Origin of the sequence: Pleurocapsa minor HA4230-MV1, assembly GCA_019359095.1 — a bacterium.
GTDB lineage: Bacteria > Cyanobacteriota > Cyanobacteriia > Cyanobacteriales > Xenococcaceae > Waterburya > Waterburya minor.
Genome location: JAHHHZ010000006.1, coordinates 14,277 through 30,312, shown reverse-complemented (window position 1 = coordinate 30,312; position 16,036 = coordinate 14,277). Strand labels below are relative to the sequence as shown.

At 39.4% G+C, this 16,036-nt stretch carries 14 protein-coding genes; 6 read left to right on the top strand and 8 right to left on the bottom strand.

Annotated features, from left to right (window positions below):
* The first annotated feature begins 70 nt into the window (after window positions 1-70).
* On the top strand, window positions 71-772 hold the full coding sequence (locus tag KME09_01615) for an HpsJ family protein (protein MBW4532612.1): 702 nt from the start codon (window positions 71-73) through the stop codon (window positions 770-772).
* A gap of 70 nt (window positions 773-842) precedes the next feature.
* On the opposite strand, the gene KME09_01610 is transcribed toward KME09_01615, so the two are convergent.
* Entirely contained in the window at window positions 843-2,441 is a 1,599-nt protein-coding gene (locus KME09_01610) for a GTP-binding protein (protein ID MBW4532611.1), read from the bottom strand.
* Window positions 2,442-2,823: 382 nt separating this feature from the next.
* Between KME09_01610 and KME09_01605 the strand changes: the two genes are divergently transcribed.
* The gene (locus KME09_01605; protein ID MBW4532610.1) at window positions 2,824-3,444 is read left to right on the top strand and encodes a rhomboid family intramembrane serine protease; all 621 of its coding nucleotides are present in this window, start codon (window positions 2,824-2,826) and stop codon (window positions 3,442-3,444) included.
* 63 nt (window positions 3,445-3,507) lie between these two features.
* On the opposite strand, the gene KME09_01600 is transcribed toward KME09_01605, so the two are convergent.
* The gene (locus KME09_01600) at window positions 3,508-5,013 is read right to left on the bottom strand and encodes a DEAD/DEAH box helicase family protein (protein MBW4532609.1); all 1,506 of its coding nucleotides are present in this window, start codon (window positions 5,011-5,013) and stop codon (window positions 3,508-3,510) included.
* A 354-nt stretch (window positions 5,014-5,367) separates the two neighbouring features.
* On the opposite strand from KME09_01600, the gene galE reads away from it, so the two are divergent.
* Window positions 5,368-6,360, top strand: coding sequence for a UDP-glucose 4-epimerase GalE (gene galE / locus KME09_01595; protein ID MBW4532608.1), 993 nt, complete (start codon window positions 5,368-5,370; stop codon window positions 6,358-6,360).
* Between the two features lie 8 nt (window positions 6,361-6,368).
* Here galE and KME09_01590 read toward each other — a convergent pair whose 3' ends face one another.
* Window positions 6,369-7,700, bottom strand: a complete 1,332-nt coding sequence (locus KME09_01590; protein MBW4532607.1) for a HAMP domain-containing histidine kinase — start codon at window positions 7,698-7,700, stop codon at window positions 6,369-6,371.
* Window positions 7,701-7,721: 21 nt separating this feature from the next.
* On the bottom strand, window positions 7,722-8,411 hold the full coding sequence (locus tag KME09_01585; protein ID MBW4532606.1) for a response regulator transcription factor: 690 nt from the start codon (window positions 8,409-8,411) through the stop codon (window positions 7,722-7,724).
* 279 nt (window positions 8,412-8,690) lie between these two features.
* On the opposite strand from KME09_01585, the gene msrA reads away from it, so the two are divergent.
* Window positions 8,691-9,335: a peptide-methionine (S)-S-oxide reductase MsrA gene (msrA, locus tag KME09_01580; protein MBW4532605.1), complete on the top strand. Its 645-nt coding sequence runs from the start codon at window positions 8,691-8,693 to the stop codon at window positions 9,333-9,335.
* Between the two features lie 197 nt (window positions 9,336-9,532).
* On the opposite strand, the gene KME09_01575 is transcribed toward msrA, so the two are convergent.
* The 3 genes from KME09_01575 to miaA form a co-directional block, all read right to left on the bottom strand.
* Window positions 9,533-9,784 carry a hypothetical protein gene (locus tag KME09_01575; protein ID MBW4532604.1) on the bottom strand — a complete coding sequence of 84 codons (252 nt, stop codon included), beginning with the start codon at window positions 9,782-9,784 and terminating at the stop codon, window positions 9,533-9,535.
* A 136-nt stretch (window positions 9,785-9,920) separates the two neighbouring features.
* Window positions 9,921-11,411 (bottom strand): cellulose binding domain-containing protein, encoded by a 1,491-nt coding sequence (locus KME09_01570; GenBank protein ID MBW4532603.1) that lies wholly within the window; start codon window positions 11,409-11,411, stop codon window positions 9,921-9,923.
* Between the two features lie 214 nt (window positions 11,412-11,625).
* Complete coding sequence (gene miaA, locus KME09_01565; GenBank protein ID MBW4532602.1) at window positions 11,626-12,516, bottom strand: tRNA (adenosine(37)-N6)-dimethylallyltransferase MiaA; 891 nt, start codon at window positions 12,514-12,516, stop codon at window positions 11,626-11,628.
* 20 nt (window positions 12,517-12,536) lie between these two features.
* Between miaA and KME09_01560 the strand changes: the two genes are divergently transcribed.
* Together KME09_01560 and KME09_01555 are read left to right on the top strand one after the other, a co-directional pair.
* Window positions 12,537-13,067: a GNAT family N-acetyltransferase gene (locus tag KME09_01560; GenBank protein MBW4532601.1), complete on the top strand. Its 531-nt coding sequence runs from the start codon at window positions 12,537-12,539 to the stop codon at window positions 13,065-13,067.
* A 200-nt stretch (window positions 13,068-13,267) separates the two neighbouring features.
* Entirely contained in the window at window positions 13,268-14,470 is a 1,203-nt protein-coding gene (locus tag KME09_01555; GenBank protein ID MBW4532600.1) for a class I SAM-dependent methyltransferase, read from the top strand.
* A gap of 166 nt (window positions 14,471-14,636) precedes the next feature.
* On the opposite strand, the gene KME09_01550 is transcribed toward KME09_01555, so the two are convergent.
* The gene (locus KME09_01550) at window positions 14,637-15,860 is read right to left on the bottom strand and encodes a hypothetical protein (protein MBW4532599.1); all 1,224 of its coding nucleotides are present in this window, start codon (window positions 15,858-15,860) and stop codon (window positions 14,637-14,639) included.
* Between the last annotated feature and the right edge of the window lie 176 nt (window positions 15,861-16,036).

The window sequence follows — 16,036 nt, the reverse complement described above, 5'->3', positions numbered from 1 at the left end:
GTATACGATCTGCAAGTGGCAGGACTATACTAGACAAGTTTCAATTCAACTAAAACTTTAAAATAAGTCGATGACCACTTTACAAAGTCAAGAAAGACAAGTATTTCCTTCAGGTATTTTACGTCTAGTTGGCTATGGCTTACTATTGCTGGCGGTAGTCGATTTATTATGGTTGCGGATGCCAGCTCAAATATACCCCCTGTGGCAGTTGAAGACGATGGGAGCAATTATTGAAAAAACTCCTTTTATCTTACTGGCGATGGTCTTGATTTTCTCTGGGCCAAAAAGCGATCGCACTTTCATAGAAGTAATTATGCTCAAGGTTTTCTCTTGGGTTTCCTTAATTGCAGCAGTTGTTTTAATTCTAGTAATCCCTTTAAACATTAACAGCAGTTGGCAAATTTATAAGCAACACGACACCACGACTAATGCTCAGTTTGTGAGGCAAAAAGATAATCTTCAGCAGTTTCAGCAACAGTTAGCAGCAGCCGACTCTAAAAATGAGATTGCAGCGATCCTACAACGGCAAGCCAAACAAACGGTAAATATTCCCGAGTCTGTCAATCTTCAGAAACTAAAAACAGATATCATCGCCAACCTACAAAATCATCAAGATAACATTACGAGCCAAATAGAAGTATTTCGAGCGCAGAAAAGTTCTTTATTATTAAAGCAATGTCTTAAGTGGAATCTTGGTGCTTTGATTGCTTCTATTTTGTTTTTTATGATTTGGCAAAGTACAGAGTGGGTAAGATTAATGATTGTTAGATAATATACAGTGAACAATGAACAGTAATCAGTAATCAGTAATCAGTAATCAGTAATTAGTAATCACTAATCAGTTACCAATCATCCTCTAACTCAGCTACCATTTCTGATACTAATTGGGCTTCCTCTTCTTCTGCTAGATCTTCATCTCCCCAAGCTTCTGATAGAGGTTGCACCACTTTAGAAATTGCGTCCTGTACAAAGGATTTAACAAATTCATCTCGTCGGCTAAGTTGAAACTGTTGCTGGACTACTTCTGTGATGCCACCGTCGCCCCAGTCGAGGTTACGCCTAAAGTATTCAATAAAGCTTTTTCCTGCAATACGGGTTAGATAAGCCGCAGATACAGCTTGAATGGCTTTACCGACGATATAAGTAGCAAAATTAAGCTGAAGGGCTTTGGCTAAGATATCTACTGCACCCTTAACTACTCCCAGGCTAACTAAAGTTTTTCCTAAAGATAAGGCTAGTTCTTTACCCTGCTCAAGATCTAGTTCAATGTTATAGATTCGGCCAATTTCAATCACCATCTGAGCATTAACCGCAGCGGTAGCTAACATATCGACGATGGGAACAGGAGTTACCGCAATTACCCCAGCACTAATCCACTGATAGCGATCGATGATTTTATCTGACTCCCTACGTCGCTGATTTTCAATGATAGTGCGGGCTTCTTCTCCTAAGCGGTGCGACTGAAGCAAAATATTATCAGCTATTAAGTCCTCTCCTTCCGCCCGTAATACTGCCACTAGTCTTTTGATCAAGGGCAAGATTTCTACAGGAGGATCGATAATTTCTCCCGTAGCTAACTGTACGGGTTGGGGATTAGCGCAAATAGCCGTAACATCACCAGGCGCAATAAAGGGTTTTACTCTTTCTTTGAGCCTACCTAAAATCATTTCACGATCTTCATCAGTATAAAGATCTGTTTTATTAAACACCAAAAGCGATCGCTTGCCAATTTCGGCTAAAGTCTTCAAAGGCTCGTATTCTGACTGACGCAAATCATTATCGACGGTAAATACCAGTAAGTCGGCTTCGGTGGCTAGCTGTTTCGCTACTTTTTCCCTCTCTGTTCCTGCAATTCCTGCTTCTAAAATACCAGGGGTGTCAATAATTAGGATTTCTCTACCTACGCCACGCAGCTTGAGGCTATAGGTTTCTCCTTGGGTAGTTGTTCCCATGATCGGATTCGTTTCCCCCACGATTTCACCCACGAGGGCATTGACTAAAGAAGTTTTCCCTGCCGATCCTGTACCAAAAATCACAACTTTGACTTCTCCCCGTTGGAGATCTGCCTCGATTTGCCGAGATCTACCCAATAAGGCTTTTTGAGCAATTTTGTCCTGTATTTGCCCTACTTGTTGTCTTAACGCTTGAAGATTCTGTGCTGCTACCTGGGTTTTTTCTTCTGGTATTGTAACTCGATTAACTCGACGTTTGACTGGCTTCCCCCTAGAGCCTCGGCGCGTATACTTATTGATGTAATAGATATAACCGCCCACTAAAGAGCCAATTAAAACTATCACCAACAGCAGCAATAAATTAGCCAGAATAGGTGCAGTAAAAGAGATCTGCATATAGAGGTGAGACAAAGATGTCACCAACCAAATCGATAGTCCGAGAATTACGCTCAGACCAAGGAATAGAGCTACTATACGAAACAGGGGCATGGTGCAGTTAGGCAGAACAGAGTTAGTTTACCTATATTAACGACTTTGATTAATTTTAATTAGATTAAAAGTTTAGTCTCAAAAAAAATAAGCCCAAAGCATAAATTTTTTCTTTTCAATAACTCCTGTATTCTTAAAAAAGGATTAAGTAATTTTACTTGCTTATGATAAAAGTATTGTATTTGTCCTGCTGGAGTAAAACAAAACGCTATGATTACTCCACGGTATTAGCTGAAATATAATTTCTATCTCTTAGATTAACCGCTCAAATCAATTGAAAAAATTTGACTAACAAAATTAGACCTGTTCGTAATTATTTTAATATTCAGCTTAAATTCAGACTGCTCAAGCTATTGAATAGTATTAAATCTAAATATTTTGCATGAGAACTAGCAGTAACAAGATAGCCTATACGACGTATATATTAATTGGCCTAAATTTACTAATCTACGGATTAGAGATTAAACTCGGAGGAAGCCAAGATTCTCTGACGTTAGAACGTTTGGGGGCTTTAATTCCTGAAAAAGTTTTAGCTGGGGAATGGTGGCGATTGATTGGGGCTAATTTTCTCCACTATGGATTATTTCATTTGGCAACAAATATGTTGTCGCTGTTTTTTGTAGGACGTTTGATTGAATTAAGTTTAGGAGTAAAGTATTATTTAACGATTTATTTAGTTAGCGGTATCGGTTCAATGTTAACCTTTACGCTATTAGCTTTTAGATTGGGATTAAATAATGTTTTTTTAGTTGGTGCTTCGGCAGCAATCATGGGTTTAATTGGGTCAATCTTAGCTATTTTTTTGCAGATTTGGCTGAAGAGAAGACACTCAGTTACTGCTAAACGTCGGCTACAGCAGATTATTTTGATCGTTATTGTGCAATTTATTTTTGATAATCTAATTCCTCAGATTAGTTTTCATGCTCACTTATTTGGTTTTATTATTGGCTTTTTAATTGGCAGTGTTTTGGTGTTTATTAAGTTTAATATGCAGGAAGCTTAAATTAGTGACCCAAATCCTAGCAAAATAATATTAAGAGTGGTGGTGCTGAAAATGTCATGAAATTTATTCATTTTTTGATTCTTCTTGGTTCCACTGCTTAGATTCTTCTGCTGCTTTAAATTCTCGTTTTTTGATGGGTTTAGGTTGATTGGGAATTAATTTTAACTGCCGATATTCTGGCTGCTGTTCATTTTGCTCATTTTGTTCACCTCGGCGACGTTCGGAAGTTCTTTCCTCACTAGTATTTTCCGTCACAACTTCATAGAGAATTGCCTGTTTATTGGATGTATTGCCCTTTCTTAAAACTCTACCCAACCGTTGAATATATTCTCTGGTAGAACCCGTACCTGAAAGGATAATCGCAATTCGCGCATCGGGTACATCAACTCCTTCATTCAGTACGTGGGAAGCAACCAGGGTTTTATATTCTCCAGCTTTGAATCTAGTTAAAATATCATGACGCTCTTTAACCACAGTTTGATAAGTGATGGCAGGGATCAAAAACTGCTGGGAGATACGATATACGGTAGCGTTATCGTTGGTAAAAATTAAGATCCTTTCTGTCTGATGTTTGTTAATTAAATCGATCAAAACACGCAGTTTAGCATCTGTACCTAAAGCAATCTCTTTGGCTTGACGATGAGCTAACATCGCTTTTCTACCTTGGGGCGAGCGCGCACTAGCTTGGACAAATAGTTGCCAGCCTTCGAGGCTACCTAAAGAAATATTTGACTCGCGTAAGAATTTACGCCGAATAGCGATCGCCTCCTCATATCTTAGTTGTTCCGCTTCAGTCAATTTAACCCGCATCTGGACGATCTTATGATCGGCTAATGCTCCTCCAGATAATTCTTCAGGAGTTTTGCGATAGATAATTTTACCAATCAGAGTATCTAAATCTCGATGAGTACCGTCGCTGCGTTCGGGGGTAGCGGTTAATCCTAAACGGTAGGGAGCGATCGCATATTCGGCAATCACTTTAAAAAAGTCGGTGGGTAAATGATGACACTCATCAAAAATTTGCAGTGCATAACGATTACCTAAAGTCTCGGCGTAAATTGCTGCACTGTTATAGGTAGCAATTAAAATTGGTGTGCGATCGCGCGAACCACCTCCCAGTAAACCTACCTCTGTATTGGGAAAAGCAGATTCGATCTGAGCATACCACTGATGCATCAAATCTAACGTCGGCACGACTATTAAGGTGGTGCGGGGAGTAGCCTCCATGGCTAACTGTGCTAAATAGGTTTTTCCTGCTGCGGTAGGCAAGACAACTACTCCCTTTCTACCAGACTGCTTCCAAGCCTGTAGAGCTTTTGCTTGATGCGGGTATGGTTCAAATTGAGATACGGATTGTAGCTCTAAGCTGTAAAATTCTTTCGCTTCATCAATAATCTTTTGATCATCCGCTTGGAGAGCTTCTAGTAGAGAACGATAGTAAATTGCAGGAATACGAAACTTCTCTACGCGATCGTCCCAGGTGGCATAGTCTAACCAGGCTCTACCCTTTGGCGGTGGATGTAACAGTAACGTTCCGCGATCAAATTTTAGCTTGGGCGATCGAGGCATAACTTACTAATAATTAACAGAGCGATAAAATCAATAAAATGATTATTACTTCTAATCAAATTAACGCTTTGAGTACTCCAATTGCAATATATTCTTAATACTACTTTCAGTAAAGTAACCGAAAATATTTTGGTAATACGCTATTAACAAATAAACTAGATCAAATTTGTTTATTAAGCGATCGCAGTATTCTAAAATTAGTTTTCTTGAATTTTGTGCATTATTGCATAATACTTTTAGCAATAAATTATGCTTTATCTTATTGTTAAATGTTTTTGAGTAAACTTTAAAATTAAAGATTAAATCTTTTCTTATAATAAACGGTGGATCAAGAAAAACTAAGTATAAATTACTATGGCTAAAATTTTAGTGACGGGTGGTGCAGGCTATATCGGTTCTCATACGGTAAAAAAACTAGGAGAAGCTGGTTACGAAGTTGTGATCTATGACAACTTATCTACAGGATCGGCAGCAGCAATTGTCTATGGTGAGTTATGTGAAGGAGAACTCAACGATCGACAACATCTGTCACAAGTATTTGAGCAGCATAGTTTTGATGCGGTGCTACATTTTGCTGCGAGTATTTCTGTTCCCGAATCTTTAGAGCAACCTTTAGATTACTATGCCAACAATACCAGCAACGTAATTAACGTCTTGCAATGCTGTAAAAACTTTAATGTTAATCAATTTGTTTTCTCCAGTACGGCAGCGGTATATGGAGAAGTTCAAGAATCTCCTGTGGATGAGTCGTCTCCTACTATACCCATTAACCCTTACGGAAAGTCTAAATTGATGAGCGAAAGTATCATCCGTGACTATGCTCAAGCTTCAGAGCTTAAATATGTCATTTTGCGGTACTTTAACGTAGCAGGAGCCGACAGTTCGGGCAAAATCGGTCAAATGGGCAAGAAAGCTGCTCATTTAATCAAAGTAGGGTGTGATGCTGCTTTAGGCATTCGTCCTTTTGCGAGCATTTATGGCACTGACTATCAAACAAAAGATGGGACAGGAATTAGAGACTATATTCATGTCGAAGATTTAGCTGCTGCTCATGTAGACGCTCTAAAATATTTAGAACGAGAGTCCACAAGCCAAATTCTCAACTGTGGCTATGGTAATGGTTATAGCGTCAAGGAAGTATTATCAAAAATTAAAGAAGTTTCTGGGATAGATTTTCCTGTAGTAGAAACTCCTCGCAGAGAGGGTGATCCTGCTTGTGTCATTGCTTCAGGTAAGAAAATTCGCGAGGTTATCGGCTGGAATCCTCGGCACAATTCCCTCGATGAAATTGTTCGCTCGGCTTTGGCTTGGGAAGAAAAAAAGCTGAAGCAGCTTAATCTAGTTTAGTCTAACCTTTAATGTCCCTTGCTTGACTCGGATTTTTCCACTTGAATAAGAGGGGATTTGCGCTGATCGATTAAGGGGATACGCACTAAAAAGCAAGTACCGATGTTAGGTTCACTAGTCACCGAAATCTTGCCGCCATGACGTTTAGCGATCGCTGCTGAAATAGCCAGACCCAATCCTGTGCCTCCTTCTCGACGATTTCGCGCTTTATTTGCCCGCCAAAAGCGATCAAATACTTTATTAATTTGATCTGCTGCAATACCAATACCCGTATCCCGCACACTAATTATTGCAAAGCGATTTTGTCGATATAGATCTAAGCTCACCCGACCTTCATCAGGAGTATATTGAAGAGCATTTTCTAATAAATTCGAGAATAAGCGAGAAAGCTGGGGCATATCACCCAATACTTTTAATTCTTCTCTGAATTTAGACTGAAAAACAATTTTCTTTTCATTCGCCAGGGGTTCTAACAAAACAAAACAATTTTGGAGAATTTGATTAAGTAATACGGGAGTAAGTTTACGTTCATTGGTGGATAAATCAGCATCGGCATCAGCACGAGCCAGAAACAGCAGATCTCCCAGCATCTCATTCATTTGTAGTGTAGCACCAGCGATCGCCTCTAACTTTTTCACATCCTTGGGATGAACTCGCTCGGGATGGATACGCATGATATCAATCGAAGCTTTAATTGCGGTCAGAGGACTGCGCAATTCGTGGGACGCATCGGCAGTAAACTGTTTAAGCTGTAGAAAACTCGCTTCAATTGGTTCAATTGCTTTTTGTGTCAACCAAAATCCACCCAAGCCACTTAAAATTAAGGTAAACATTCCACCAATCACTAGAATCCAAAAGAGTTCTGATTCGGCTTCTTCGATCTCTGCATTAGACTGAGTAGCCCTAACAAAACCATTCGCCACTCCAGTCTCACCATTTTTACCAATAAACACAGTTATAGTACGAGTGCGAAACACTTCCCCTGTATCTAGATTTTGAATAAAAGAAGTTCCTGACTTTGGCGGAGCATCGATCTCAATGATTCCTTTTCGACCAAGCAACTTACCTTTAGCGTCAAACCATTCTAGACTCTGCTGATCTCGATTAAAAATGTCCCGCCAGGGAACTTCCTCTACCTCATTTAGATACTTACTACCAAGATCGCGTACTGGGGCAAAGGAGGGGGTAGCCGATTGAGCCAGTGTCAATAATTTCTTATCTAGTTGATCGTACAAACTACGCCGAAAAACAAAATAAACCCCTGAGCCAAAAATACCCAAGATAGCTGCCATAACTATCAGATAGTACAGCAGTAGACGCGATCGCAAGCTCTGATGCATAATGATAATAATTCAAGCTGGTTATTTAACCTGTTGGGGTTCTTCTTTGAGACGATAGCCTAAACCATACACTGTCTCAATCAAATCGTGAGGTGCGCCAGCAGCTTCTAATTTTTGTCTCAAGCCTCGAATATGAGCCTTAACCGTGGCTTCTTCAGGCACCTGTTCAAAAGACCAAAGATGTTCCAGAATTTGGGCGCGACTAAACACACGACGACCATTACGCAAGAAAAATTCTAGCAGCTTGTATTCTTTCGGACTAAGGGGTAATAATTCCTCTTGATAAAATACTTCGCAGCTACTGGGATCTAAACGCAGATTTTCCCAGGTTAAAACAGGTGGTAGGCTACCTGTACCACGACGCAGCAAAGCGCGAATGCGTGCTGACAGCTCATCGAGTTCAAACGGCTTGACCAAATAGTCATCGGCTCCAGCATCTAACCCTTCAATTTTGTTTTCTAAAGTATCTTTAGCGGTCAACATCAGGATCGGAATATCAAAGCCTCGGCTTCGTAGTTTATTACAGAGTGTAATTCCATCCATTTCAGGTAACATCACGTCGAGCAATACTAAATCGTAGGTGAATACATCCAGCAAGTCCCACGCACTTTGACCGTCGTATACTGCCTCAACCGCATAGTGGAGGTCACTTAAATACTCGACCATCGCATCGCTAATCCGCTCATCGTCTTCTACTACTAAAATTTTCATGAACTTTTCCTAATTAAACTTGACTAAAATAACTAAAATGACTGTGTAACAAATGATATAACTTCACCAATAGTTGCGCCTTCTGGCTATAGTATCGTAAGCAAATAAGGAACAACAATCAAGCTTCAACCATGCTCTTCATCTTAAGTCCAAAATAAAGTGGGAATTTCTACTTAAATTGATAAATAGAAGTAGGGTTAGCCGAATTCGGAAATTTAATGATTCTCTTATGATATAAATATCGTAAAAAAAATTAACAAAAACTAGATATTAATTCTTATGGGACTATTCGGCTTAGGCAAACCAGCTTCTATTCCATCTGCTAATGAAGCATTAAAAGGACGTGAACAGACAATGCCCGTACCAGATAAGCATCACGTCAATGGTAATCCTCTCAAGCCTCCTTTTCCCGAAAACATGGAACAGGCAGTATTCGGCTTAGGTTGTTTTTGGGGTGCAGAAAGAAAATTTTGGCAACAAGAAGGAGTTTATACCACAGCAGCAGGTTACGCAGCGGGACATACTCCTAATCCTACCTACAAAGAAGTTTGCTCTGGCATGACAGGGCATAATGAGGTTGTGTTGGTGGTTTATAACCCTGAAAAAATTAGCTACGAAGAACTGCTAAAAGTATTCTGGGAAAGCCATAATCCTACCCAGGGAATGCGTCAGGGTAACGATCGCGGGACTCAATATCGTTCGGGAATTTATACTTACACTCCTGAACAGAAAAAACTAGCGGAAGCATCTCTCAAAGCCTATCAACAAGAATTGAGCAAGGCTGGTTACGATCCGATCACTACTGAAATCGTTGAAGCGCCTGAATTTTACTACGCTGAAGATTATCATCAGCAGTATCTCAGTAAAGTACCGAATGGCTACTGTGGTTTGGGTGGAACTGGAGTTCAATTTTCAGCATGTTAATTTTGAACAGTTAATCTGAAAAATCTGAGCAATCCTTTTGAACGAGGCAAAAAGTAGTTTTTAAGTCTGTCAGGATTAGCTAGAGTATCAGGGCAGCAACTATATTTATCGATAGAACTATTGGTAAAAGCCAGAATTTGTTGTCCTGTACTGTACTGTGGCTAAATTGTGGTTAAAATAAGCGAAAATTTGCTTATCTACAAATTTTGTAACTCCTTCACAAATTTATTTTGGATAGTTAAATTATCCAGATTGAATCCTTGACTAATATATTTACTTAAAAATTCTATTGATAATTTAGGAAGACAAGAACTCGACAAAGCTTTAGTGTAATTAGAATCTATTTTAAAATAAATATTTAGCTGATTATTTTCCCAAAACCATACTTCTTTGACATTCAAAGCTTTATATTTTTCAAGATCTTTTACTCCACCACTACTAAAAACCACTTCAATTGCTAAATCTGGAATATCTTTTTCATGATCAAAGCAATAAGATTCATCTCACAATAAATAGAATTATACTCAATAAGTAAGTAGGTAAAATAATTTAATTACACCCACCTACTTATACAATCATCCGTATTTAGATCAGCGTAAACTGTTCGCCAGTAATCGTATCGGGAGCTGAGGCGTTAGTGATATCAATGTTGTCTAACGTTACTTGCTGACCGAAGATATCTGTGACTAAAAGATCCTGCACACCATTAAGAGGATAGTTGCCTTCCATTACAAAGCGATTATCAGACTCGCGGTTGAGTTCGACCAAATCACCGTCTTCTTCAATTAACTCCACGCTTTCAATCGGATAACGATGATTATTTAATCTGGTCGCTGCATAGTAGGGACTAGTACCTGCAATAGTTTCGACGACAATACCATCACCAATTCTGTGACCATAAGCTGTTACGTAATCATCAGGAGGGCCAACTAGCTGATAATTAATATTGACTATCCCATCAGCGGGATCTGCTACCAAGGCAAATGCTTCGGCACTCATATCCATACCATCCGCTCGTTCTGCCAACTGATCTGTCACTTGGACGATAATTGGTGCTGCGCCATCTCTTTGTTTAGGGCCAGATACTTCCATAAAAGCACCACTGGCTTCTGAACCATTCCACTGAATATTATTGATAGCTACAACTTTGTGTAGTTGGTCTTGAGTAGGAATATCGAACCCTGAATTACCTAAACCACCAGCGGGATTTGCTGCATCAAAAAATGTAGCTCGTCCTTGATATGGTTGATTAAGCTTTAATTCTGGAGTCAAATCGGGATTTTCATAAGTATAAATACTTTCATGAATACTAGGACTATCAAAAGTAAAGCCATCTAGTTCATAGTTTTGGGGTTTTGTGGTGACAGAACCATCTCCTGTAAACCCGAAAGTTATAGTTTCTCCTGCTGCAATTTCTCGATTCCAAGCATTATGAGAAATGACATAGCTACCGTTCTGATTTTGCTCGATCGCCGCATCCCAAATATTATTGATTTGATTGGGAAAATCAAATTCTAGACTCCAGCTATCAATATTGCTCTCACTATTATTGGTAATCGAGATTGAACCCTGAAAACCACTACCCCAATCGTTAATTAAAGAAAAGTTTACTTCGGCAGGTAGGTTATCTGAGGCTTCTGTAGCTGGCGCAGTATTTGTCGAGATTTCTGGGGGCAGATCTTCAACTACTGGATCTACTGGAGTTACTACGTCGGAATCTTTAGCTGGTGTTACCTCCAGTTCATCAGACTCGATATTGCCTAATCTAATTTTTTGTGGCTGAAGAATTTCTCCGTTAATTTTGTTGGCATTAAAAAAAATTGACGTACTTTGTTGTGAATCAATAGTTTTGTTGTATTCTACTGGCTTAAGAGTGTAGACATTCCCCGAACGACTGACAATTTCTGCACCCCAAATCTCTTCTGGGGTAATTTTAAACTGAGATTCAAATTCTATTGTCCAATCTACTAAAATTTCGCCCATGTTAGTCAGATCTAGTTTACCTGTAAATCCCTTGTCCCACTCAGTTTCAACAGTAAAATTCGTTCGGATTTGATTGTTAGTTAAAGATTGCATCTATCTGATCTCCCTTTGTCCTGTTATAAAAAAGCAATTGTTTTATGTGTTACTTAATAATTTCTTCATAATTTAAAAGTAACAGTGACAATAATCAAAGAGTAAGTGTGATGCTAAACTTCAAGCAGTAATACAAATAACTCCAAAAAATATCATAGTGCGATTAGGCTCCAAGCCCTTGTACCCGAATGGGTATACGCTACGCGATCGCCAACTAGCTAGCAATAAATTCTTGAACTTGACACCAAACTTTTTCTATAAGATCGGGACTGGTATGATCGAACCAACTAATCTGTTGATTCTTGCTAAACCAAGTACGCTGGCGTTTAGCAAACTGGCGAGTGTGGGTAATGATTAAAGCGATCGCCTGTTCTAAATTCAACTCCCCAGCTAAATATTGTTTAATTTCGGCATAACCCAAAGTATTTAGTAGTGGCAGATCGTTGCCATATTTATCCGAGAGATGTTGAACTTCTTGAACTAATCCCAGCTCAATCATCTGTTGAACACGGGATGCAATACGCCGATCTAAAGCCTCAACTTCACAATCTAAACCAATCTGCAAAATGGGATAATTTGGGGGATTTTCACCCTGTTGAGCCGAAATAGGTATCCCTGTAGTGTAAAAGACTTCTAAGGCTCTTAAGGTACGATATTGATCGTTAGGATGAATTTTTTGTGCAGCTACAGGGTCAATTTGAGTTAACCAAGCGTGAATTTGAGTTTGTCCTAAAGCAGCTAGTTGCGATCGCAATTCGGGTTGCGGGGATACTCGCGGAATTTTCAAACCTTTGGTAATCGAGTCCAAATATAGTCCTGTACCACCAACTAGCAAGGGAATACTCGATTTATAGTTAGCAATTAATTGCTGTGTTTGCTGTTGATATTCTGCCAGGGTTAATACCTCTGTTGGGTCACAAATATCTATTTGATAGTGAGGAACTAACTTTTGTTCCTCTACAGTTGGCTTTGCCGTACCGATATTAAATTCCCGATAGATCTGACGAGAATCGGCACTAATAATGACTGAATTTAAACGCTGGGCAATTTCTAACGCCAACCGCGACTTACCACTAGCCGTCGCTCCACAAATTACAATCAGCATGAATTTTTAAAGTTTTGAAGATGAATATTCGTGAAGCCAAATTAGAAGATGCAGCAGCGATCGCCTTTGTCCATGTTGACTCTTGGCAGACTACATATCGTGACTTATTGCCCCATGATTATATCGAAAAGCGATCTTACGAGAAGCGTAAAAATAACTGGGAAAATAGACTTAGCCACAATACTCAAGCCCAAACAAACTATTTCATTTATGTAGCTGAAAATTCCGTGGGCGAAATTGTCGGTTTTGTAGATGGTGGTTTAGTTAGAGGCGATTTTACTTATCAAGGCGAGATTTACGCTCTATATATTTTAGAAGCTTATCAAAGAAAAGGTATCGGTAGAAGTCTGATTGAGGCGATCGCCTTGAGATTATCTCAATCTGGGTTAACCTCAATTATGGTTTGGGTTTTAGCAGGTAATCCAGCGGTTCATTTTTATCAGGCTCTTGATGGTCAAAGAATAGGACAAAAGCTGATTAAAATTAGCGGGATTGAATTTACGGAAATAGCTTATGGTTGGAACGATATACAGGTTTTGCTGACAGAATAGAGCGATCGCATTTTAATTTTAAAGGTTGTTCAACAAGTTTATCTCAACTGACTCACTGAAACCGCATTGCTCCATAATTGTCTTAGGTATTCTAATTCCTTGGGAATTACCTGTTTTGATAATGTCAATTTTCATGATGACAATTTGAGTAATTACATTGTACTTACTTTGGTTTAACACAATAAAAAATAAGTTATTTAATGTCTGATTCACAAGCGATTAACCAAGCCGTTGCCAATTTATACAACACCTATCCTTTTCCTCCCGATCCCCTTTCCGATCTAGAGCCTCCTGGTTATAACTGGCGTTGGAGTTGGACGGCGGCTTATAGTTTTTGTACAGGAATAAAACCGACAACTCAAGATATCCGTATTTTAGATGCAGGTTGCGGTACAGGTTCGGGTACAGATTATCTGATTCACCTTAATCCAGAAGCAGCAGTTACAGCGATCGATCTGAGTGAAAAAGCCTTAGAAGTTGCCAAAGAACGTTGTCAGCGTTCGGGAGTAATCGCTAAACACGCTAAACCAGTCCAGTTTTTCAACCTTAAATTGGAAGAAGCAACCCAACTAGAAGGCGAGTTTGATTTTATTAACTGTGTGGGTGTGCTACATCATTTACCAGAACCAGTCAAAGGAATTCAGGCGTTGGCACAGAAATTAAAGCCAGGAGGTATTTTACATATCTTCGTTTATGCCGAATTAGGACGTTGGGAAATTAGCTTAATGCAAAAAGCGATCGCTTTACTCCAGGGAAATAAGCGGGGTGACTATCGCGATGGGGTAAAAGTTGGTCGAGACATTTTTGCCAACCTACCTGAAAGCAACCGTTTGCTTCAGCAAGAGAAAAAACTTTGGTCGCTGGAAAATCATCGGGATGAATCCTTTGCTGATATGTATGTCCATCCCCAAGAAATTGATTACAACGTGGAGACGCTATTCGATCTGATTGAAGCTTCAGGGTTAGATTTTGTCGGCTTTTCTAATCCTAAATATTGGCAATTAGATCGCCTAGTCGGTGAATCTGAGGATTTGATGTCTCGGTCAAAAGATTTAAGCGATCGCGCTTTATATCGTTTAATTGAATTATTAGACCCCAGTTTGACCCATTACGAGTTTTTCTTGAGCAAGCCACCCCTAAGTAAACAAGATTGGTCAGATGATACGGTCTTAAATCAAGCCATTCCCGAATGTCATCCCTGTATGCAAGGTTTTCCCAGTAAAACCTTCTTTGATTTTGAATTTCAGATGGCAAACTTATCTGATGCTGAGTATGAATTTATGCTTGCCTGTGAACAAAACCAAGCAAAGACGGTGCAAGAAATACTAACTAATTGTCAGTTGGATTTAACAGGAGTGCGATCGCTCTTTAAACGACAGTTAATTATTTTAAGCAGCAATTAAACTTGGCGTTGGAGAAGCCTCTCCGAAAGAGAATCGTCTGGGAAAATATTTATAAATTAACGTTCGCGCTCACCGTACACAGATAACCTTGCAACTCAATTAGAAGACTTTGTACGTTCTGGTGCAGCCCGATTGTTAGGTTGTGAAACGTGCAAAACAATTCTGCTTAAATGAGAAAATCATCTTCTCTCTCTTTCATATATTGCGTATAAAGAGTTGGCAAACTTTCCACCTCCTGCTCAGAAAGACCGTACTTATTCTTCCAGTATTCTTTTGCTTGTTGATGTAATGTTGTATGACCAATCTCCATCTGTCTTTGGTATCTGCTTACACAGGCTTTAACAGCCGATTGTAACGCCCCATCTCTTTCACGAGTCCATATTGAGCAAAAAACACCAATTCTACGTTCATTCGGATCTTCATAAAAACGTCCATATATTGACGTTATGCGCAAATGGAAACCAGGATCTTCTCGCTCAAAAGAACTAATATACCAATTAACATTTTTGATCCAGTCATATAGAATTGCGTCACCGAGACTATAAGCAACTACTACATCATTACCACCAGGTTGATGAGAAAGAGGATTTGTTCTGCTACGTCTTGGACACGGACGAACGATTCTTTGTAGTTCAGGGGGCAACCCATGCATCTCATTGCTTGCAAAAATTGCCTCAATTACACCTCTTTCAGATCGAAAGCGATCGCGGGCTGATAGGAGGTCGTTCTTACTTTGAGCCTTCCTTTGTTCAATTCGAGCTTGTCTCTGTAGATGTTTTTGTTCTTCTGCTTCCTTTTGTTGACGGATTTGCTCGTCATAAAGTTTTTTCAACTTATTTCTTTCAGATCGAAAGCGATCGCGGGCTGATAGGAGGTCGTTTTTACTTTGAACCTTCCTTTGTTCAATTCGAGCTTGTCTCTGTAGATGTTTTTGTTCTTCTGCTTCCTTTTGTTGACGGATTTGCTCGTCATAAAGTTGTTTCAACTCATTTCTACGAGCCTCCCCAACTATGAGGAGCGTTACTGAATCTAACCATTCAGGAAAGACACTAGCAACACACCATTGCTGTTCAATGTAAGCGATTAAATCGTCACGTTTTTGTTTGGGAATATCTTTAGGGTCTACCCAGATCTGACCAACGTTTATGCGATTATTATCGCTCCTGTCAAGCTCATACCAGAAGCTAATGCTTGTAAATAATCCAGCGTCTAGCTCTTTTGCCACATCAGGGTAATCATGCTTAACCCTCTTGATGTGGAACCAAAGGCCGTCTCTATGTCTTCGATTAATATCTCCATATTTACGTTTAGATTTACCAAAAGTACGGCTCACGTAGCCGAAGCCTCGCTCTACGTTATATTCCTGAACATAACCAAATTCAATGTCCACTATACCAGCCCCCTAAATTCTCCCCAAGCAGGGTTCAAATGCTACCTCTATGTAGAATACCCACAACCATTGAGTATTTAACTTCAGAAGGTGAGGCAATAGTAGACAACTTATTATATGCACAGCTTAAATGACAGTTAATTATTTTAAGTAGCAATTGAACCTGGCGATTAATG